The sequence below is a fragment of the Intestinimonas massiliensis (ex Afouda et al. 2020) genome, assembly GCF_900626285.1.
Taxonomy (GTDB): domain Bacteria; phylum Bacillota; class Clostridia; order Oscillospirales; family Oscillospiraceae; genus Flavonifractor; species Flavonifractor massiliensis_A.
Genome location: NZ_LR131148.1, coordinates 238,929 through 259,860, shown reverse-complemented (window position 1 = coordinate 259,860; position 20,932 = coordinate 238,929). Strand labels below are relative to the sequence as shown.

Annotated in this window: 20 protein-coding genes; 1 reads left to right on the top strand and 19 read right to left on the bottom strand. The window is 61.6% G+C overall.

Features of this window, described 5'->3' with window-relative positions; genetic code table 11:
- Window positions 1-202: 202 nt before the first annotated feature.
- From E0E41_RS17155 to E0E41_RS17080, 16 genes are all read right to left on the bottom strand, one after another.
- The gene (locus tag E0E41_RS17155) at window positions 203-955 is read right to left on the bottom strand and encodes a response regulator transcription factor (RefSeq protein WP_130871110.1); all 753 of its coding nucleotides are present in this window, start codon (window positions 953-955) and stop codon (window positions 203-205) included.
- Complete coding sequence (locus E0E41_RS17150; RefSeq protein WP_130871109.1) at window positions 949-2,679, bottom strand: sensor histidine kinase; 1,731 nt, start codon at window positions 2,677-2,679, stop codon at window positions 949-951. Before E0E41_RS17150 ends, E0E41_RS17155 begins: the two co-directional genes overlap by 7 nt.
- Window positions 2,680-2,807: 128 nt before the next feature.
- Window positions 2,808-4,466 carry an ABC transporter permease gene (locus E0E41_RS17145; protein ID WP_130871108.1) on the bottom strand — a complete coding sequence of 553 codons (1,659 nt, stop codon included), beginning with the start codon at window positions 4,464-4,466 and terminating at the stop codon, window positions 2,808-2,810.
- Window positions 4,463-5,572, bottom strand: coding sequence for an ABC transporter ATP-binding protein (locus E0E41_RS17140; RefSeq protein ID WP_130871107.1), 1,110 nt, complete (start codon window positions 5,570-5,572; stop codon window positions 4,463-4,465). The genes E0E41_RS17145 and E0E41_RS17140 overlap by 4 nt, the downstream gene beginning before the upstream one ends.
- Before the next feature lie 97 nt (window positions 5,573-5,669).
- Complete coding sequence (locus E0E41_RS17135) at window positions 5,670-6,734, bottom strand: extracellular solute-binding protein (protein ID WP_130871106.1); 1,065 nt, start codon at window positions 6,732-6,734, stop codon at window positions 5,670-5,672.
- Window positions 6,735-6,976: 242 nt separating this feature from the next.
- Window positions 6,977-8,266: a glutamine-hydrolyzing GMP synthase gene (gene guaA, locus E0E41_RS17130; protein ID WP_130871105.1), complete on the bottom strand. Its 1,290-nt coding sequence runs from the start codon at window positions 8,264-8,266 to the stop codon at window positions 6,977-6,979.
- 67 nt (window positions 8,267-8,333) lie between these two features.
- Entirely contained in the window at window positions 8,334-8,561 is a 228-nt protein-coding gene (locus E0E41_RS17125) for a helix-turn-helix domain-containing protein (protein WP_130871104.1), read from the bottom strand.
- A 12-nt stretch (window positions 8,562-8,573) separates the two neighbouring features.
- Complete coding sequence (locus E0E41_RS17120; protein WP_130871103.1) at window positions 8,574-9,122, bottom strand: DUF2975 domain-containing protein; 549 nt, start codon at window positions 9,120-9,122, stop codon at window positions 8,574-8,576.
- An 85-nt stretch (window positions 9,123-9,207) separates the two neighbouring features.
- Complete coding sequence (locus tag E0E41_RS17115) at window positions 9,208-9,933, bottom strand: NAD-dependent protein deacylase (RefSeq protein WP_130871102.1); 726 nt, start codon at window positions 9,931-9,933, stop codon at window positions 9,208-9,210.
- A gap of 16 nt (window positions 9,934-9,949) precedes the next feature.
- On the bottom strand, window positions 9,950-10,114 hold the full coding sequence (locus E0E41_RS17110) for a FeoB-associated Cys-rich membrane protein (protein ID WP_130871101.1): 165 nt from the start codon (window positions 10,112-10,114) through the stop codon (window positions 9,950-9,952).
- Between the two features lie 4 nt (window positions 10,115-10,118).
- Window positions 10,119-12,569: a ferrous iron transport protein B gene (gene feoB / locus E0E41_RS17105; RefSeq protein WP_130871100.1), complete on the bottom strand. Its 2,451-nt coding sequence runs from the start codon at window positions 12,567-12,569 to the stop codon at window positions 10,119-10,121.
- A 168-nt stretch (window positions 12,570-12,737) separates the two neighbouring features.
- On the bottom strand, window positions 12,738-13,199 hold the full coding sequence (locus E0E41_RS17100; RefSeq protein WP_130871099.1) for a CD1247 N-terminal domain-containing protein: 462 nt from the start codon (window positions 13,197-13,199) through the stop codon (window positions 12,738-12,740).
- Between the two features lie 31 nt (window positions 13,200-13,230).
- Window positions 13,231-13,800, bottom strand: coding sequence for an elongation factor P (gene efp / locus E0E41_RS17095; RefSeq protein ID WP_130871098.1), 570 nt, complete (start codon window positions 13,798-13,800; stop codon window positions 13,231-13,233).
- Between the two features lie 79 nt (window positions 13,801-13,879).
- On the bottom strand, window positions 13,880-14,944 hold the full coding sequence (locus E0E41_RS17090) for a M24 family metallopeptidase (RefSeq protein WP_130871097.1): 1,065 nt from the start codon (window positions 14,942-14,944) through the stop codon (window positions 13,880-13,882).
- Between the two features lie 31 nt (window positions 14,945-14,975).
- The gene (locus tag E0E41_RS17085) at window positions 14,976-15,821 is read right to left on the bottom strand and encodes a TIM barrel protein (RefSeq protein WP_130871096.1); all 846 of its coding nucleotides are present in this window, start codon (window positions 15,819-15,821) and stop codon (window positions 14,976-14,978) included.
- Entirely contained in the window at window positions 15,818-16,327 is a 510-nt protein-coding gene (locus tag E0E41_RS17080; protein ID WP_130871095.1) for a YqeG family HAD IIIA-type phosphatase, read from the bottom strand. Before E0E41_RS17080 ends, E0E41_RS17085 begins: the two co-directional genes overlap by 4 nt.
- Window positions 16,328-16,409: 82 nt before the next feature.
- On the opposite strand from E0E41_RS17080, the gene E0E41_RS17075 reads away from it, so the two are divergent.
- Window positions 16,410-17,192, top strand: a complete 783-nt coding sequence (locus E0E41_RS17075; protein ID WP_130871094.1) for a hypothetical protein — start codon at window positions 16,410-16,412, stop codon at window positions 17,190-17,192.
- Between the two features lie 29 nt (window positions 17,193-17,221).
- Here the strand turns inward: E0E41_RS17075 and E0E41_RS17070 are convergent, their stop codons facing one another.
- The 3 genes from E0E41_RS17070 to E0E41_RS17060 form a co-directional block, all read right to left on the bottom strand.
- Window positions 17,222-17,881 carry a TIGR03936 family radical SAM-associated protein gene (locus E0E41_RS17070; RefSeq protein ID WP_130871093.1) on the bottom strand — a complete coding sequence of 220 codons (660 nt, stop codon included), beginning with the start codon at window positions 17,879-17,881 and terminating at the stop codon, window positions 17,222-17,224.
- The gene (locus tag E0E41_RS17065) at window positions 17,874-19,709 is read right to left on the bottom strand and encodes a TIGR03960 family B12-binding radical SAM protein (RefSeq protein WP_130871092.1); all 1,836 of its coding nucleotides are present in this window, start codon (window positions 19,707-19,709) and stop codon (window positions 17,874-17,876) included. The genes E0E41_RS17070 and E0E41_RS17065 overlap by 8 nt, the downstream gene beginning before the upstream one ends.
- Before the next feature lie 97 nt (window positions 19,710-19,806).
- Window positions 19,807-20,931, bottom strand: coding sequence for an SLC13 family permease (locus tag E0E41_RS17060; RefSeq protein ID WP_130871091.1), 1,125 nt, complete (start codon window positions 20,929-20,931; stop codon window positions 19,807-19,809).
- Between the last annotated feature and the right edge of the window lies 1 nt (window position 20,932).

The following is a 20,932-nucleotide window of genomic DNA, read 5'->3' as shown; positions in this document are numbered from 1 at the left end:
GGGCTCCCAGCTGAGCTATACCCCCAAGTATTTTGTTTTCTTCCGGACGACGCGTTTTATTTTATCACTCGTTTTTCTCCTTGTCAACACTTTTTTCTCTTTTTTTATTTTTTATTTTTACCGCACAGCGCAAACAGAAAAGGTGCCTGTACCAGCACAGACGCCTTTTCTGTTTCTCTGCGTCAAACCGTTCGGCCTCAGCCTATTTTCTGGCGGGAAAAATCTTATTGGGGGCATAGCCCACATACCGTTTATAGACCTTATTGAAATATTTGTAGTCGGAGAAACCCACCAGCTCCGCTACCTCATACAGCTTATATGTACCCTGCTTCTGGAGCTCTACCGCCTTGCTGATGCGGTAATAATTCAGAAAATCATGAAAGGTATAGCCGGTCTCCGCCTTGAATTTGGCGTTCAGGTGGGTACAGGAGATGTTCAGCGACTGGCTGAGATCCGTGAGTGAGATGCGTTCGGCATAGTGCTCCTGGATATATTGGAGCATCGCCGCAGCATATTTGTTGCCCATAGCGGCTGGCTCCAGATCAGGGGCCAGCTGGATCGGCGGCGCGTCCGCCGCCCGGCCCTCCTGCCTCCGGCGCACGATCTGCTGGAGGCAGGACTTCAGCTCGTTCAGGTCCACCGGCTTCAGCAGATATTCCGAAACTCCCAGATGGATGGCCTGCTTGGCATAGTCGAACTCGCTGTAGCCTGTGATGATGATGGCCTCAAACTCGCACTCGCCCCGGCCGGCGGACAGCATTTCCAGCCCATCCATATCGGGCATGCGGATATCCGTAATAACGATGTCCGGCTTAAGGGCCTTGATCTGGGCCAGTCCCTCTTTTCCGGTGGCCGCGTCACCCGCCACCACACAGCCCACCTCTGTCCAGTCCATCTGGAACTGCAGGCCGCGCCGGATCAGGTTTTCATCTTCCACCAATAAGACCTTCAGCATGGTTCCATCTCCACTTCATACGGCATGGTCAGGGTCACCGTGGTCCCCACGTCCAGCGTGCTTTCTATGGTGAGGCCGTAGTCCGGACCATACATCAGCTCCACCACCTTTTGGATGTTGTAAAGGCCGATATGCTTGATATACTCACTGTTGAGCTCCATGGTGAAGCTCTCCCGGATGGCGGCCAAACGGTCCGCGTCGATCCCCCGGCCGTTGTCCCGCACCACAAAGCGCAGGTCATTGCCCACCCGCTCCACCTGGACCACGATCTCCAGGATCTTCCCCTGCTGATAGCCGTGCTTGATGCTGTTCTCAATCACGGGCTGGAGCAGAAGCTTGGGCACCTGGCACTCCAGGAGCTGATCGGGGATGAGGAACTCATAGCGCAGGCAGTTGTTGTACCTGACCTTCTGCAGCAGCAGATAGTCGTTGACATACTCCACATCAGTCTCCAGGGACACCTTCGTATGGCCGTAGTTGATGCTGTACCGCATCAGGTTGGCAAAGGACAGCAGCATTTCCGAGGCGGCCTCCGGATCCTCCCGGATCTGATAGCGCACCATCTCCATCACGTTGAACACGAAATGGGGGTTGAACTGCTCCTCCAGCTGCTTGATCTCCATCTGCCGCCGCCGGTCCTGCAGCTCGTTGTTGCAGCGGATCAGCTCCCGCAGGTGGAGGGTGATGCGCCGGAACTCGGCATAGAGCTGCTGTGATTCCTCCGAGCACTGGGGGGACAGCTCATAGAGTTCGCTGCTCCGGTCCAGCTCCTCCACCGCCCGGGTCAGCTCCCCCAGTTCCCGGGCGTTCTGCCGGGCAAACGTCCGGGTCAGCAGCGCCACAATGGCGGCCAGGATCAGCAGCAGAAAGAGGAACAGAAAGAACCCGTACCACAAGGTCTGGATGTGGAACGCCAGGGAGGTGAGGGTGTAGAGCCGCAATCCCTGCGGGGTGACGGTGGAGGTGGCGATATAGTAGTACTCCCCGCTGATCTCCTGGATCCCGTCGCTGCTCACCCCCAGCGCGTATTTGCTGGGCGGCAGCTTTTCCGCCGGGTCGTCCTCCAGGTCCAGGGTGGTATAGACGATATTGTCATACCGGTCGGTCAGGAGTACCTCCTGGGGCACCGTGCGGAACTGCCTGTGGAAGGCCTCCGCACGCAGGTTGAAAAACAGATACCCGATCCCGCTGCCGTCCGGCCCCCGCACGCTCCGGCAGAAGGAGTAGCTGCATGTCTGCTCACTGGTCAGCGGCACGTCGCAGATAAAGCACAGCGGCTCCTCCGGGGCCTTGTCCAGCCGCTCCAGCATGCCGGAAATCAGTGCAGCGCCGGCAAAGCTCTCCTGATTCCACCCGTTGAAGTTGGAGCAGACCGGTGTTCCCTCCCCGTCCATCAGCATGAAGTAGGCCTTGAACTCCTGCTCATTGACAAACTGGTAGAGCTGCTGGTTGGCCGCCGTCCGGCTGGCTTCGTTCTTGTCCAGCAGCGCGTCCTGGATTTCCGGCCGGCCGGACAGCTCCCGCAGGCCGGCCTCATAGGCGTCGTACTGCTCGCTCAGGTGCTTCGCCAGGCTCTGGTTGCTCTCCCGGCAGCCGCCCACCACTACCGTGGCGAAATTGATGGCCAGTCCGCCCACCATCAGGATCAGAATGGCGACAATAATGACACAGATGTAGCCCATGAAGGATCTGCGGAGCAGATCCTGGAATTTCACTCTCCGCACCTTACCTCTCCCCCATCCCCGCTCCGCCTTTTCCGTTCTTCTCCGTCCATTGTATCATGTCTTCGGGATTTTTACACCCTTGCTGATAAAAACGGCGCACTCCGTCCGGAGTGCGCCGTCTCCCGCTTTCAGACGCTCAGATCCTTGCTGCCGGAGACCTTGAAGAAGATGAGCAAAGAGAGGATAGAGGTCAATGTCAGGATCGTGGAATAGGCGGCCGCATTTCCGAAGTTGCTGCGGATAACCTCGGAGTAGATGGCCACAGTCAGCGTCATGGTGCGGCTGGTGTAGAGGATCACCGACGAGCTCAGCTCACTGATCAGGGTGATCCAGCTCATGACGGCACCCGACAGCACGCCGGGCAGCATCATGGGAATGGTGATCTGCAGAAAGGTCTTGACCTGGGAGGCTCCCAGGCTGATGGCCGCCTCCTCGATGCTGGGACTGATCTGGCCGATGATGGCCGTGCTGGAGCGGATGGTATAGGGCATCCGCCGGATGGAGAGGGAGACGATCAGGATGATCACCGTACCGCCCAACAGGAAGGGGGGGCCGTTGAAGGCACAGAGGAGCGAGATGCCCAGCACCGAGCCGGGAATGATGTAGGGGAACATGGTGAGCACATCCAGGATGGAGGTCAGCGGACTGCGCTTGCGCACGCTGAGGTAGGAGATCAGGATGCCGCAGATCACCACCACCACAATGGCCTCCAGACCAAAGAGGTAGGTGTTGGTGATGGCGGTGGTGTTCCCCTTTGCAAAGATGTTCCGGTAGTTGTCCAGGGTGAATTCTCCGGTAAACAGGGAGCCGTTGATGGTACCGATAAAGGAGGTGATGATCACCGTCAGCTGGGGCAGCGCAGCCACGAAGGTGATGATGTAGACCACAGCATAGGACGCCACCTTGCGCCAGCCTGTTGCCCGGCGCATCTCCATAGGCTTGAGGGCGGTCATGGAGTAGGTAAACCGGCGGCCCAGGATCTTCTGGAGGAAGAAGAACATCAGGGCGATGACGATGACGATGATGCACATGGTGGCGGCAAAGCCGTCATTGGTGCCCACCTCGCCCATGAACTGGGTGTAGAGCATGACGGGGAAGGTCTTGTAGCCTTCGCCGATGATCATGGGCGTACCGAAGTCGGAGAATACCCGCATGAACACCAGCAGCATGCCTGCCAGCAGGGAGGGCATTACCAGGGGAAAGATCACCTTGGTCACCCGCTGGAAGGCGCTGCAGCCCAGGCTCTCCGCCGCCTCGTTCAGGGAATTGTCCAGATTCTTCAGCGCGCCGGACACATACATGTAGATCAAGGGGAAGGATTGCAGGGAAAACACCAGGACGATCCCGGGGAACCCGTAAATGCCTTCCAGCTCCACATGGAAGATGGCGTTCAGGATCCGGGTAATGAATCCGTTGCGGCCCAGCAGCTGGATCCAGGAATAAGCCCCGATGAAGGGGGGCGACAGATAGGAAATGACGATCAGGATGTTCAGCAGCCCGGAAAACGGGATCTTGATGCTGCGGAGCAGATAGGCCATGGGCAGACCGATCAGCACCGCCACCGCCGTGGAGGCAATGGTCACCTTGAAGCTGTTCACCAGGGTGCTCCAATAGTACTTCTTGGTAAAGAATTTCACAAAATAGCTCAGATCCAGTTCTCCGCCGGTAAACAGGCTTTTGGTCAGCAGCATCCCGATGGGATAGACCACGAAGAGCAGGAACAGAGCCAGGAGGATCAGCGTCAGCACGGTCCAGACATTGAACCGTTTCTCTCCCGCGTACCTCATAGCAATTCCTCCCGAACCACCAGGGCCTCACTTCCGTCCGGCGTAAATACGTTGATCTGCTTGGCTTTCGCAGTCAGCCACACCTGGGTCCCATTGGGAATGATCTCCCACACATCGGTGCTCTGGATGGCCTCTACCTCCTGCCCGCCCTGCAGTTTCAGGAAATAGTGGGTGGAGGTGCCCAGGAACACGCTGTTCTGAACGGTGGCCGATATGCCCGCTCCCCCGCTCCTGGACAGCTCAAATTCCTCCGGCCGGATGGCCACCAGCACATCCATGCCGTCCGACACGTCCTTCCGCAGATTGTGCATGGGGACCAGATAGGAGGGCGCATCCTGGAAGGCCAGGCAGAGCTGGCCCCCTTCCGCTTTGACCTTCGCCTTCAGGAAGTTGGACAGGCCGATAAAATTGGAGACAAACTGATTGACCGGGCGCTGATAGATCCGGGAGGGCACGTCGATCTGCTGGATCACACCGTTGTTCATGACGGCGATCCGGTCGGAGACCGCCAGGGCCTCCTCCTGATCGTGGGTGACGTAGACGGTGGTGATTCCGAACTGCTGCTGGATCCGCTTGATGGCGTTGCGCATCTCCACCCGCAGCTTGGCGTCCAGGTTGGAGAGGGGCTCATCCATCAGCAGCACCTCCGGCTCGATGACGATGGCCCGGGCCAGCGCCACCCGCTGCTGCTGTCCGCCTGACAGCTTGGCAGGCATCCGGTCCTTCAGATGGTCGATCTTGACCACCTTCAGGATCCGGTCCACCTTCTCCTGGATCTCATTCTTGGGGAGCTTGCGGTTTTTCAGGCCAAAGGCCACGTTGTCAAAAACCGACATGTGGGGGAACACCGCGTAGTTCTGAAAGACCATACCGATGTTCCGCTTGTTTGTGGGGATATCGTTGATCACCCGGTCATTGATCCGGAAAGTCCCGCCTTCAATGGAGTTGAAGCCGATAATCATACGCAGCAGCGTGGTCTTGCCGCATCCGGAGGGACCGAGCAGCGTGAAGAATTCTCCCGGCCTGACTTCCAGAGAAAGTCCGTTGATGATGGTATCATTTCCATACCGTTTGACGGCATTTTCAATCGTGATCGTGGCACCCATAGCGGGATCACCCTCCTCTTTCCCTCGGTTGTGAATAAGGGGGGCCTGCGATGTAAGACCGCAGGCCCGCTCGTTGCTTGTTGTTCGGCTGATCGGATCAGGTAGCGTTCTCCAGGCACTCGCTGTACCGCTCGGTGATGGTGCTCTTGTTCTCCGCCACCCAAACGCCGTCATAGCTCTCCAGCGGGGTGATGGAATCCCAGGGGATCAGGCTGTCGTTCAGGGTGGCGCCTTCCCGCAGGGGGCGCACCGTCAGGTTCTGACCCACATAGTTCTGACAGGCTTCGCTCAGCATGTAGTCCACAAACTTCTTGGCGTTGTCCATGTGGGGCGCGCCCTTGATGATGGAGACGCACTGGCCGGACATGAGGGCGCCCTCCTCAGGGAATACCACCTTCACCGCCACGCCGTCCCGCACATAGGCGGCGGCGGGATCCTCCCAGGTCAGGCCCACGACGTACTCCCCTTCGGCCACGCCCTTGTAGACCTGCGAAGAGCTGTTCAGGCTGACGCCGTCCAGGTTGTTCACCAGAGCCTGGGCCCACTCCCATGCCGCGTCGGACAGGGGATCGCCGTTGCCCATGTCATACAGGCCGGCGATCAGGCACTGGAACGCAGAGCTGGAGTTGACGGGGTCGCCGGCGGCGATCTTGCCCTTCAGCTCGGGATTCAGCAGGTCCTCAAAGCCGTTGATCTCGATATCGCCCGCCAGATCCGTATTTACGATAAAGACCGTGGGATCGCAGAAGGCCGGAGAGGAATAGCCGCTGGTGTTCTTGTAGCCCTCCATCATGTTGGCGTCCTCAGGGGAGACATAGGGCTCGAAGCAGTCGGCATAGTCCTTGAGCATGGCCTCGTCAGCCGCCCAGCAGATGTCGCCCTGGGGGTTGGCCGCCTCATTCTGCACCCGCTTGAGCACCTCGCCGGTGCCGCCGGTGACCACTTCCACGTGGATCCCGGTATCCGCCTCAAAGTTTCCGATGACCGCGTTGTTCAGACTTTCACTTCTGGCGGTATACACCACCAGGGTCTCCTCGCCGTCGGAGCCGGACGGCTGTCCGGAGTTGCCTGTGTCTGCGGTGCCGCCTCCGCCGCCTCCGCAGCCGGAACAGATGCCCAAGGTAAGCGCGATGACTGTGGCAAGAGCAAGCTTCTTTTTCATGGTAAAACCTCCTAAAATTCTAGTCCTAATCCCTGGTTTCATTATATACTTTTCACTTTTTAAGTAAATCCTAAAAAAAGAACGTTTAGTTGTAATATTTGAAACTGTCAGTTTTCTTTTTTCTCCCACCGGCATATGTACAGCCACCCCGGTACCCGGCGAATGCAGGCATAAAGTGCACATGGCAAATAAAAAAGCCGCAAAGTCTTGCATGGCAAGGCTTTGCGGCTTTTTTCAAAGATTTACTCCCATTCGATGGTGCCGGTGGGCTTGGGCGTCAGGTCATAGAGGACCCGGTTGACCCCCTTCACCTCGTGGGTGATGCGGTCTGTAATATGCTGGAGCAGCTCGAAGGGCACGTTCTCCACCGTGGCGGTCATGGCGTCCACGGTATTGACGGCACGGATGACGACCGGCCACTCGTCGGCCCGCTTGCCGTCCCGGACACCTACGCTCTTCACGTCGGGGATGATGGTAAAGTACTGCCACACCTTGCCCTCCAGGCCGTTCTTGGCAAACTCCTCCCGGAGGATGGCGTCGGATTCCCGCACCGCCTCCAGCCGGTCCCGGGTGATAGCCCCCAGGCAGCGCACCCCCAGGCCGGGGCCGGGGAAGGGCTGGCGGTACACCATGTTGTCGGGCAGGCCCAGGGCCTTGCCGCAGGCCCGCACCTCGTCCTTGAAGAGCATCTTCAGGGGCTCCACCAGCTCGAAGTCCAGGTCCTCCGGCAGGCCGCCCACGTTGTGGTGGCTCTTCACCGCCTTCACGGTCTTGGTGCCGCTCTCGATAATGTCAGGGTAGATGGTGCCCTGGCCCAGGAAGGAGATCCCCTCCAGCTTGCGGGCCTCCTCGTCAAAGACCCGGATGAACTCCTCGCCGATGATCTTCCGCTTGCGCTCCGGGTCGGATACCCCGGCCAGCTTGTCCAGGAACCGGTCCACCGCATCCACATAGATCAGGTTGGCGTCCATCTCGTGGCGGAACACCTGCACCACCTGCTCCGGCTCACCCTTGCGGAGCAGGCCGTGGTTGACGTGGACGCAGGTCAGCTGCTTGCCGATGGCCCGGATCAGAAGGGCGGCCACTACAGAGGAATCCACACCGCCGGACAGGGCCAGCAGCACCTTCTTGTCCCCCACCTGGCGGCGGATCAGCTCGATCTGGTCGGCGATGAAGTTGTCCATGTTCCAGTTGGCCTGGGCGCCGCACACGCCGAAAATGAAGTTGGACAGGGCCTGTTTGCGCGCCTCCGGGTCCTCCGGCCAGGGTGCATCCCCCTTGTGGTCGGCCAGCAGCACCGGCACCTCGCAGTTATAGATATCCTTGGAGACGTCGATCCCCACCCCATCCACCACACGGTTGGGGCCGCCGTTGAGAATGATACCCTTCACGTTGGGCAGAGCGTGGAGCTCCTCCAGGGTAATATCATGGGGATGGATCTCACTGTATACCCCCAGCGCCCGGATCTCTCGGGCCAGCTGCGCGTTCTGGGCGCTGCCCAGGTCCAAAATAAGGATCATATCCTGCTTCATCCCGGTTCCTCCCTGTCAAAAATTTGGGTAACTGGATTATACCATACCGGGCAGGCAGATGCATCCCCTAAGTTCCGGAATCCGACGATTCCTCCGGTACATACTCCAATAAATCCCCGGGCTGGCAGTCCAGGGCCTTGCAGATGGCCTCCAGGGTGGTGAAGCGCACCGCCTTGGCGTGGTTGTTCTTTAAAATGGACAGATTGGCCAGGGTGATGTCCACCTTGGCGGACAGCTCGTTGAGGCTCATCTTCCGCTTGGCCATCATCACATCCAGGTTGACAATGATCGGCATAGCTCCACCCCCCTAAATGGTGAGATCGTTCTCCGCCTTCAGCTCCGCCGCCTGGCGGAACAGGGCGGACATCACCAGGCAGAGCAGCCCCGCCATGAAGAACACGGGAATGAACAGGGCGTTGTAGGTCAGCAGGGGCCCGATGCCGCCGTAATAGGCCAGCCCCCAGATCAGCCGCACCAGGGCGGCAGCGGAAATGAGGAAGCTGCACACCGCCGAGCAGCGCAGGCTTTTGCTGTTGACCATCTGAAAGGGGTTGCCCGCTAAAACGGTGTCCAGTACCCGCCGGGACTGCCACAGCACCACCGCGGTGCACATCCCGCAGAACAGAAGGAACAGGGTCAAAACCGTCTCATAGGCCCCTGCCCGCCACACCCGGCCCCAGCTTGCTGCAAAGAAGCTCAGTGGATTCCCATGGAGCATCAGGGACAGCAGCCCCTCCGCGCCCTTCAGCAGGCTCATGCCCGGCACCAGCAGCAGGGCGATCAGGTTGCACACAAGTGTAATGGTCACCAGTACCTTCAGCGTCGCCGCCAGCTTCTGCACGCCGGTCCGCTCCATGGCGATCCCCTCCTTTTCCGGTATCATACCACAGTTTTTATCGTCTTTCAATAAGTGAAGGGCGTCCACAGAGGACGCCCTTCACTTATATCTGAATGGCACCCAGCACTTCCCCGATGGGCCGGTTGATGACCAAATCGGCCTCCATATCGTAGGGAGTGGGGCTTTTGTTGATGAGGGTCAGCTTGTTCCCCCGGTAGTAGCGGATGAGGCCCGCCGCCGGGTACACTGCCAGGGAGGTGCCGCCGATGATGAGCATATCCGCCCGGGAGATGGCCAGCACGGCGGCCTCGATGGTCTCCTGGTCCAGGGACTCCTCGTAGAGCACCACGTCGGGCTTGATGACCCCGCCGCACACCGGGCAATGGGGCACGCCCTGGCTTTTCATCATGAAGTCCAGGTCATAGAACTGATGGCACTTCATGCAGTAGTTCCGGTGGACCGAGCCGTGGAGCTCATACACGGTGACGCTGCCCGCCGCCTGATGGAGGCCGTCGATGTTCTGGGTCACCACCGCCTTCAGCTTCCCCGCCCGCTCCAGCTCCGCCAGCTTCAGATGGGCGGCGTTGGGTTTGGCGTCGGGAAAGAGCATCTTGTTGCGGTAGAAGCGATAGAATTCCTCCGGATTGCGTTCAAAGAAAGTATGGCTCAGGATGGTCTCCGGGGGGTACTTGTACTGCTGGTTGTACAGGCCGTCCACGCTGCGGAAGTCTGGGATGCCGCTCTCGGTGGACACCCCGGCCCCGCCGAAAAAGACGATGTTGGAGCTTTCGCTGATCCAGTCCTGGAGCTGTTTGCGTTGGTCGTCCATGAGAGAGTTCCTCCTTTTACTTCGTTTTCCGGTGGCGGCAGTAGGTGTGGGGGCAGCTGGAGCAGCCGCCGCAGTCACAGCCCCGCTTGCCCTTCAGGCTCTGATGGAACCGGTAGATGAGGTAGACCGCCGCCCAGATGATAAGGGCGGCCACCCCGATGTAGATCAAAATCTTGAGCATCGTATTACCTCAGAAACAGGGAGCCGATCTGGTACACCAGGAAGGAGCCGATCCAGGCGGCGCACAGCTGCCAGCCGATGGAGGCCAGGGTCCACTTCATGGAGTTCATCTCCTTGCGGATGGTGGACACCGCCGCCACACAGGGGACGTAGAGCAGCACGAACACCAGGAAGGAGTAGGCGGCCAGAGGGCTCTGGAAGGTGCCGCCCAGGGCGGCGGCGATGGTGGCGCCGCTGGCGGTCATGGAGAAGCCGTAGAACATGCTCATGGAGGACACCACCATCTCCTTGGCGATGAGGCCGGAGAGGAGGGCCACCGCGGCCTGCCAGGTGCCGAAGCCCATGGGGATAAAGGCGGGGGCCAGGAAGGAGCCGATATGGCCCAGGATGGAGTGCTGGGCGTTGGACACCATGCAGAAGGCGCCGTTCTCCACACCGAAGGTCTTGAGGAACCACAGCAGCACGCTCATGGCCAGGATCAGGGTGCCTGCCTTGATGAGGAAGCCCTTCACCTTCTCCCACACGTGGAGGGTGATGTTCTTCAGGGTGGGCAGGCGGTAGGGAGGCAGCTCCAGCACGAAGGCGGCAGGCTCTCCCTTGAACACCAGCTTCTTCAGCAGGATGCCGGAGATGATGGCGAAGATCAGGCCCAGCAGGTACAGGGAGAACACCACCAGTCCGCCATACCTGGGGAAGAAGGCGGCAGTGAGCAGGCCGTACACCGGCAGCCGGGCGGAGCAGGACATGAAGGGCACCAGCATGATGGTCATACGGCGGTCCCGCTCATTTTCCATGGTACGGGCGCCCATGACGGCGGGCACGGTGCAGCCGAAGCCCATCAGCATGGGGATAAATGCCTTGCCGGACAGGCCAAACCGGCGGAGCAGCCGGTCCATGATGAAGGCCGCCCGGGACATGTAGCCGGAGTCCTCCAGGAAGGACAGGAAGATAAACAGGATCGCGATCTGGGGCAGGAAAGTGAGTACGCCGCCCACGCCTGCGATGACGCCGTCCACCAGCAGGGCCTCCACCCAGGGTGCGGTACCGGCGGCGGCCAGAAGGCCCCGGACCCACTGGGCAAAGCAGTTGCTGATGAGGAAATCCACCCCGTCGGCCAGTACCTGGCCGGGGCCGAAGGTGAGGGCGAACATGGCCAGCATCATCAGCAGAAATACCGGGACGGCCAGGAATTTGTGGGTAACGATGGCGTCCACCCGGTCGGACAGGGTGGGGGTGCCCAGAGGCCGGCCCCGTTTGACGCAGACCCCCACCACCTTCTGGATGAACTGATACCGGGCGTCGGCGATGAGGGTCTCCCGGTCGCCCAGCTCATAGGCGCTCTCGTACTCCCGGCACACCGCCTCCAGCTTGGCCTTGGTGTCCTCATCCAGGCCCAGGGCCTTCTCCACCAGGGAATCCCCCTCAATGAGCTTGATGGAGGCCCAGTGGGCGGGGATGTTGGCGGCGTAGGCCTTGTCGTGGATCAGCTCGCCCACCTTGTGGTGGATCTGGTGGGTGAAGTCGTCGTACAGGTCGTCGGGCTCCACAGTGACGCCCACGTGCATCTGCTTGTGGGCCACCTCCAGCAGCTCGTGGATGTTCTGGCCCGACCGGGCGGTGATGGGGATGACAGGCACCCCCAGGGACCGGGACAGGCCCTCCACGTCGATCTTGTCTCCGTGCTTCTCCACCTCGTCCATGAAGTTCAGGGCGATGACCATGGGCCGCTCCAGCTCCAGCAGCTGGGCGGTGAGGTACAGGTTGCGCTCGATGTTGGTGGCGTCGATGATGTCGATGATGGCATCGGGCCGCTCCCCCACGATGAAGTCCCGGGCCACAATCTCCTCCATGGAGTAGGGGGACAGGGAGTAGATACCGGGCAGGTCCACCACCGTCACCGGCTTGCCGTCCACCTCGGCCTTGCCCTCCTTCTTCTCCACCGTCACGCCGGGCCAGTTGCCCACGTACTGGTTGGAGCCGGTGAGGGCGTTGAAGAGGGTGGTCTTGCCGCAGTTGGGGTTGCCCACCAGGGCCAGCTTCATCTCCCGGGTGTCGTGGCTGGCGTAGTCCGGCTCGCCGCCGTGCTCGGAGGCCTCATGGGCGTGGTCGGCGTCCATCCGGCGGAGGGTCTCCTCGTCGGGGATGTGCTGCACCATACCCATGCGCTGCTTGCGCACCTTGGCCCGGCGCTCCCCTTCCTCTCCGGTGGCAATGAGGATCTGAGCCGCGTCCGCCTTGCGCAGGGACAGCTCATACCCTCTCAGATTCAGCTCCAGCGGGTCGCCGAAGGGGGCCACCTTCCGCACGGTGACCACCGTGCCGGGGGTCAGGCCCATATCCACCAGCCGGCGCTTCACCGGTCCGCTCTCGTTGCCCACCTGAAGAATGGTACCGTGCTCTCCGGGCTGTAGCTCCTCCAGGGTCCGTTGGCTTGTTTTCGTTTTTTCCGTGTTCATGCTTCTCCCATCCGCTCTAAATCCGTAAGGTTAAACTTGTCTAATTCAGCCGCCTTATTATACTACGGCATACGGCAAACACGCAAGGGATGGGCTTTGCCATTTTTCACAAATATACGCAAAAAGGGGATGGCTCACGCCATCCCCTCTTTCTTACAGCTCGGAAACTTACTCCTCGTGATGATCCTCACAGCCGCAGCCGCAGTCACAGCCGTCATCCTCATCCTCGCAGCAGCAGTCATCGGACAGGTCCAGAGCGAACTTCTGCTTGCAGCCGGGGCACTGGATCACGCCCTCCTCCAGCACGGACTCGTCGATCATCAGGGTCTCCCCGCAGTTGGGGCACTCCACCTCGAAGAAATCGTCGTCGTCGCAGCAGCACTCGTCGTCGTCGTCCTCGTCCTCGTCGTCATACACGACCTTCTCCACGTCGGACAGATCGTCGGAAATGGCGTCGATCTCCTCGCCCAGAGCCTCGGTGTTCTCCTCCAGGTCCTCGATGGACATCCCGATCTCCTCCAGGATGCCGATCATCACGGAGATCAGCTTGCCCTCCTTGGACTTCTCGGTGTCGATGTTCAGGCCCTCAGCCAGGCCCTTCAGGTACGCGACCTTCTCAGAAATCGTCATGATAAGCTCTCCTTTTCGTCAGCAGGCGCTCTTATGCCTTACAACGCTCCAGATATTCACCAGTTCTCGTGTCGATCTTGATCTTGTCGCCGGGGTTGATGAACAGGGGCACCTTGATCTCGGCGCCGGTCTCCAGAGTGGCGGGCTTGGTCACGTTGGTGGCGGTGTCGCCCTTGAAGCCGGGATCGGTCTCGGTGACCTCCAGCTCCACGAAGGTGGGAGGCTCAACGGCGAAGATCTTGCCCTTGTAGGAGTTGATCTTGCACACCATGTTCTCCTTCACGAAGCGGAAGTTGTCGCCCAGCAGCTCGGCGCCGATGGGCACCAGGTCGTAGGTCTCGGGGTCCATGAAGTAGTACAGGTCGCCGTCGTTGTAGCTGTACTCCATGTCCTTGCGCTCCACATAGGCCTGCTCGAACTTGGCGGTGGGGTTGAAGGAGGTCTCGGTCACGCCGCCGGTGATGACGTTCTTCATCTTGGTGCGGACGAAGGCGGCACCCTTACCGGGCTTGACGTGCTGGAACTCCACCACCTGCATGACCTGACCGTCCATCTCGAAGGTCACACCGTTGCGGAAATCACTGGCAGTAATCGTAGGCATTACTATTCATCCTCCAAAAAGGTATTCAAAAATTCAGCTAAGCTATTTTACCCTATTATTCCTCTGTTTGCAAGGCTTTTTACAGAATAATCAGTTCTTTGGGCGATTTGGTGATATCCACATTGCCCTCGGCGGAATAAATGATCACATCTTCAATGCGCACGCCGAATTTGCCGGGCAGATAGATGCCGGGCTCGGCGGACACCACGGCGCCCACGGGCATGGGGGTCTCGTCCCGGCCGTTGGCGTTGGGGGCCTCGTGGATCTCGATGCCCACGCTGTGGCCGAAGCCGTGGCCGAAGTAGGGGCCGTAGCCCGCCTCCTCGATGACCTTGGCGGCGGTCTGGTGGACCTCCTTGCCGGGCACGCCCGCCTTTGCCTTGGCGATGCCAGCCAGCTGGGCCTTCAGCACGATGTCATACACCTTGCGCATCTCCTCGGTGGGCTCGCCCAGAGCGACGGTGCGGGTCATGTCGGAGCAGTAGCCCCCCACCTTGCAGCCGAAGTCCATGGTGATGAACTCGCCCTTCTGCACCTTCTTCTCGCTGGGGATGGCGTGGGGCTTGCTCCCGTTGGGGCCGGAGGCCACGATGGGGTCGAAGCTCATCTTCTCCGCCCCCCGGCACAGCATCTCGTACTGGAGCCGGGCGGCGATCTCCTGCTCGGTCATGCCGGGCTGGATGAACTTCAGGATGGCGTCGAAGGCCTGGTCGGTGATCTCCTGGGCCTTCTTCATCAGGGCGATCTCCTCCTCGTCCTTGGCGGCCCGGAGGGTGTTCAGCAGCTTCTGGGCGGGCACCAGCTCACAGGGCAGGGCGGCCTCATAGTCCCGGAAGGCGGCCACGGTGAGATAGCCGTCCTCGAAGCCCAGCTTCTTGATTCCCAGCTCCTCCACCGCCCGGATGATCAGGGGCTTCTGGGCGGCGGAGGCGGAGGTCATGGTGATCCTGGCGCCGGTGACCAGCTTCTCAGCCGCCTCGATGTAGCGGGAATCGGTGAAGTAGCGGCACTCCGCCTTGGTGACCACCACGGCGCCCTCGCCGTGGAAGCCGATGGCATAGTATTCCCCGGGATCGCTCATGATAAGCATTCCGTCCAGGCCGTACTCGTCCAGCTTGGCTGCGATTTGTTTCAGATGATTCATGACAAAGACTTCCTTTCTCATCAAAAGAGCCTTATAAGGCCCCTTGATATAACTGTTTCATGGTCACCGCATCCTCGGCCTGGGTGCCCGCGCTCTCGCAGATGAAGGTGGGGCTCCAGCCCCGGCGGGCCACCTCCGCCATCAGCGGCTCCGGGTCCGGCCCGAAGTCGGTCTGGTCAAAGGTCAGGTGCATCTTCTCGCCCCCGTTGGGGGTGAACTGGATCTTGGAAAAGTGGCTGTGGAAGCGGCTGGCCCGCTCCTCCCCCAGCACCGCTGCGATGCGGTCCAGCATCCGCACACAGGCCTCCCGGCCCTCCAGCTCCCCCAGGGAGCGGGCGTACAGGTGGCCGAAGTCCACGCAGGGGGTGAGGCGCTCATCCAGAGTACACAGCTCCAGCACCTCGTCCAGATCCCCCAGCTGATTGATCTTGCCCATGGTCTCCGGGCACAGGGTGATGTGGCCGAAGCCGGCGCCGTCGCAGGCGGCCACCACCTCTTTCAGGGATTTTAAGGCGATGTCCTGGGCCTCTCTCCTGGTGCGCTTCATCAGGGCCCCGGAGTGGATGACCACCCGGGTGGCTCCCATCCAGTCCGCCGCCTGGCAGGCTGCGGTGATGTAGCCGATGGTCTTTTTCAGGCTGTCCGGGTCGGGATTGGCAAGATTGATGAAGTAAGGCGCGTGGAGGGACAGGGAGATCCCGGCCTCCTTTGCCGCCGCCCCCACCTTCCGGGCGGTCTCCTCCCCCACGTTGACGCCCTTGCCGCACTGGTACTCGTAGCAGTCCAGGCCCAGCCCCGCCAGCCAGCGGGGGGCGTCCACGGAGGATTTATAGGGAAAGGACGCGGCGTTGCCCGCCGGTCCGAATTTGGCGCTCATAGTGGTCTCGTTCTCCTTTTCGTCAGGGCGCGGAAGGGCCACTCCACGGCGTACCGCAGATAGCGGCCGGGGTTGCCCGCCAGGCGGATGGGCTCCACCAGCAGGGTGAACACCCCGGCGTTCCGCCCGCCCAGGATATCGGTAAAGATCTGGTCCCCCACGATGGCGGTCTGCTCGGCCGTGCAGCCCATCCGCTCCATGGCTTTGTAAAAGGAGCCGGGCTTGGGCTTGCCGGCATGGCCGATGAAGGGGACTCCCAGGGCGTTGGAAAAGCGCTCCGGCCGCCCGGGATGCCGGTTATTGGACAGGACGAACAAGGTGACGCCATGCTCCGCCAGCGCCCGGTTCCACTCCCGCACCTGCCCGGTGGGCTCCGGCACCCCGTAGGGCACCAGGGTGTTGTCCAGGTCGGCCAGCAGCAGCCGGATTCCCCGCTTGGCCAGGGCCGCCGGGTCGATGTCATAGATGCTCCGCCCGGTCCAGTGGGCCGTCAGGGAAAAAGCCATGGTCTCACCTCGTCTATTTGGAAATTGGTCCGCATAGAATTATACACATTTCTCTCAGCATGGACAAGGGGGTACCTGGAATATGCAAGGAAAATACGAACTGATCCTCACCGCGCCGCCGTCGGACTGCCGGGCGGCCATGCGCTTCGGGCTGCCGGTGGCCCACGCCGCCTACCGGGTGGGAGGCGGCCCCCACCTGTTCCGGGCCAATCTGCCCCTGCCGGTGCGGGGCGGTCTGATGGCGGTGGACTGCACCGGCTTCGACGGCCGGGGAGAGAGCGGTCCCTTCTGTCAGGAGGTGCTGCGGGAGTGCGCCGCCCGGGGCTTCAACGGCGTGCTGTGCGACTTCGAGGGGCGGCCCTTCCCCCTGCTGATCCAGGTGGTCCGGGAGCTGGAGGGGCTGCTCCAGAAGCGGAACTGGCCCCTCTATGTGCCCGAGGCCTACGGCCCCCACACCTCCTCCGCCAGGGTGCTCATCTCCTCCGCCCTGTCCGGCGGTTCTCTGGCCCAGCGGCTCCAGGAGGCGGCGGAGCGGTACGGGGCAAACCGGATCGCGCTGGCGGTGGAGCGGGTGGCGGAGGACTTCTTTCTCCCCTCCCCCGACGGCCAGGGCCGGCCCCTGACCCGGGAACAGCTGGGTGCCATGCTGGAGGAACGCTCCCCCTCCGTGTTTTTCTCCACCGAGCTGTGCGCCCACTACTTTACCTACATGTCCCGGGAAAACGGCGCTCACTTCGTCCTCTTTGACGACGCCGGGTCCATCCGCAAAAAGCTGCGGCTGGCTCAATACGCAGGCATCCGGCAGGCGGTGCTTTCCTATCCCCAGATGGACGATCTGCTGGAAGATATCCTGCGGGACCCATAAAAAATGGCCGCCTTCGGCGGCCATTTTGCTTATTCCCAGGGTTGCAGTCCTTCGTCCAGTACTGCCCGGCGGTGGAAGCTCACATAGTCCGGAGAGGCGTCGGGGCAGTGCTGCCGGATGGCCGCCACCACCAGCTCCGGGTTCAGGCCGGGGTTCTGGGCCTTCAGGATCAGGTCCAGGGCGATGGTATCCCGCCGCTCCTCCACTGTGGCCTGGCGGATCAGGGGGATCAGGTCCACCTCCACCTTGCCGCTCTTGGCCTTCTTGCTCCGCTTCTCCATCACCAGGGAATCCCGGGCCAGCAGGTCCCGGATGGCGGATTCCGCCCCGAAGGGGGCTCCCGTCTCATATTCCATGGTGACGATGTAGTTGACATAGCTCAGCTCCTTCACCGGCCGCGCCGCCTCATAGCAGCGGTGGACGGTGATGCCGGCAGGGAGAGCGGCGTTCATTCTGGCCGGCACCTCATCCAGCGGGGTGTTCAGCACCTGGCACTCCAGCACCTCGCAGGAGCTGGAAAAGCCCACCGACAGGGGCAGGGGGATGGACACGAAGGCGTGGGGATTGAAGCCCTCGGTGTGCTTGATGACGATGCCCGCCCGGAGGAAGGACCGCTGGAAGGTGCGCATCAGGTCCAGGTGGGAAATAAATTTGGCGGTGTCCGCCTTGGAAAAGGCCAGTCTATGCATCGCATTTCCCTCCCGGGCAGAAGTGATTGGCGCCGCAGCCGGAGCATTTGGCCCGGCAGTCGGGGGTGATGACCGCCTCATAGGCCCGCTCCCGCTCCCGCCACAGGAACTGGCGGGACACACCCACGGAGGTCACGTCCCAGGGGAACAGCTCGTCCTTGTCCCGGGTGCGGTTGGCGTAGAAGGCGGGGTCCACGCCGCAGGCCCGGAACGCCTCCAGCCAGCGGTCAAAATCGAAGCCCTCGCTCCAGGCGTCGAACTTGGCGCCGTGGCGCCAGGCGTACTCGATGACCTCGGCCACCTTCCGGTCGCCCCGGGCAAAGACCGCCTCCAGAAAGCTGGTCTGGGAGTCGTGCCAGTTGTATTTGATGGACCGGCCCCGCATGTGCTCCCGCAGCAGCTTCACCCGCCGCTGGTACTCCTCCATGGAGATCTGGGGCTCCCACTGGAAGGCGGTGTGGGGCTTGGGTACGAACCAGGCGGTGGACACGGTGATGGTCACGCCCCGCTTGGGGTTGGGGGTGGTCTCCTTCCAGGCCTGGTACACCTTCTCCGCCAGATCGGCAATGCCCAGCACGTCCTCGTCGGTCTCGGTGGGCAGGCCCAGCATGAAGTACAGCTTCACGCTGCTCCAGCCGCCGGAGAAGGCGGTGCGGCAGGAGCGGAGCAGGTCCTCCTCCGTGACGTTCTTGTTGATGGCGTCCCGCAGGCGCTGGGTGCCCGCCTCGGGGGCAAAGGTGAGGCCCGACTTGCGGACATGCTGCACCCGCTCCATCAGGCCCAGGGAGAAGTTGTCCGCCCGCAGGGAGGGCAGGGACAGGGACACCTTGTTGGGCTCACACCACTCCAGCAGGCCGTCGCACAGCTGCTCCAGGGGGCGGTAGTCGCTGGTGGATAGGGAGGACAGGGTCATCTCCTGATAGCCGGAATCCTTGCAGCCCTCGATGCCCTGCTGAATGAGGATCTCCGGGTCACGGGCCCGGACCGGCCGGTAGGCGTACCCCGCCTGGCAGAACCGGCAGCCCCGGATGCAGCCCCGGAACAGCTCCAGCATCACCCGGTCGTGGACGATCTCGGTGGAGGGCACGATGGTCTTGACCGGAAAATAGCTGTGATTAAAGTCCTGCACGATCCGCTTGGTCACTACCGCCGGGGCCCCTTCGGTGGGGGTCACCGATTCCAGGGTGCCGTCGCTCCTGTAGGACACCTGATACAGAGAGGGCACGTAGACGCCGGGGATCTGGGCGGCGGCGGTCAGGAACTCCTCCTTGCTCCAGTACTCGTCCCGGGCCTTGCGGTACAGGTGGATGATGTCCTGGCTGACCTCCTCCCCTTCGCCCAGCACGAACAGGTCCACGAAGGGGGCCAGGGGCTCCGGGTTGTAGGCGCAGGTGCCGCCCGCCACCACGATGGGAGACAGGCCGTACCGCTCCTCGCTGCGCAGGGGCAGCCCGGCCAGGTCCAGCATGTTGAGCACATTGCTGTAGGCCATCTCATAGCCCAGGGAGAAGCCGATCAGGTCAAAATCGGCGATGGAATCCCCGCTCTCCAGGCCGTACAGGGGGATGCCCTCCCGGCGCATCTCCTCCTCCATATCCAGCCAGGGGGCGAACACCCGCTCGCACCACACGCCGTCCATCTCGTTCATCACGCCGTAGAGGATGCGCATGCCCAGATTGGACATGCCGATCTCATACGTATCGGGGAAGCACAGTGCGTAGCGCACATCCACGCTGCGGCGGTCCTTGACCACCGCGTTATATTCTCCCCCGGTATAGCGGGCGGGCTTCTGCACCCGCGGGAGGATATGTTCCAGTGTACGATTCATGCCGAACCCTCTCTATGATCCTTCAATAATTGCCCAAAATGGGGCATATCATTATACTATACATCATTTCCCGACGCAAGAACAATTTCTTCCGTCCTCAGCCCGGGAGCAGGAACGCCGTCAGGCAGAGCACCGCCAGGCCCACCGCGTTGGCCGCCGTGAACACCAGAAGATACCGGCCGGTCCGGGCATTGGGGGACTTCATATAACTTTTCAGGGAAATGAGGCTGGCCAGGGAGGCGATGGGGGTGCCCAGGCCGCCCACATTGGTACCGATGAGCAGGCCCCGCCAGTCCGCCGTGAAGCCGGACAGGAGCACCGCCGCCGGCACGTTGCTGATGACCTGGCTGGTGATCCCGGCGGTGAGGGCGGTGTGGCCCTCCATCACCGCGGAGATAGCGTCGTGGATGGGCTGGCAGGCCCCCACGTTGCCGGCAAACAGGAAGAAACAGAAAAAAGTGGCCAGCAGACCGTAGTCCACCTTGCGGAACAGCGGCCGGTCGAAGATCACCATGGCGCTGAGCACCACCGCCAGCAGGGCGAGATAGGGCAGCACCCGGAACACCGACAGCAGGCACAGCACGAACAGGCCGGCCATCAGCCCCAGCCTGGCCGGCGCCTGAATCCTGGCCTGCTCGGCAAAGGCCACCCGGATCCCCTCCGGCTTGACGCACAGGGCTGCGATGGTCAGTCCCACCAGGCTCACCAGGGACAGGGGGACCATCACCGCGAAAAACTGCCCGGCGGTCAGCTCATAGTTGGCGTATAAGTACAGGTTCTGAGGGTTGCCCACCGGGGTGGCCATGCTGCCCAGGTTGGCGGCAATGGTCTGGAGCACCACCACATAGATCAGCCGCTCCGTCCGCCCGATGAGGCCCAGCACCAGCACCGCGAAGGGCACAAAGGTGATGAGCGCCACGTCATTGGTCACCAGCATGGACACAAAGAAGGGCAGCAGCACCAGCACCAGGGTGACAAACCGCATCCGCCGCTCCCCCGCCAGCAGCCGCTGGGCCAGCACCGCGAACACACCGCACTCCTGCAGGCCGGCCACCACCGACATGAGGCAGAACAGCAGGCTGATCACCCGCCAGTCGATATAGTTCAGATAGGCCGCCGAAGGCGGGTTGAGCGCTATGGAGGCCAGGGCGCACACCGCCGCGATGCAGAGCACCGGCTCCTTTCTCCAAAACCGCAGCACACCATTGCCCCTATCTTTCATC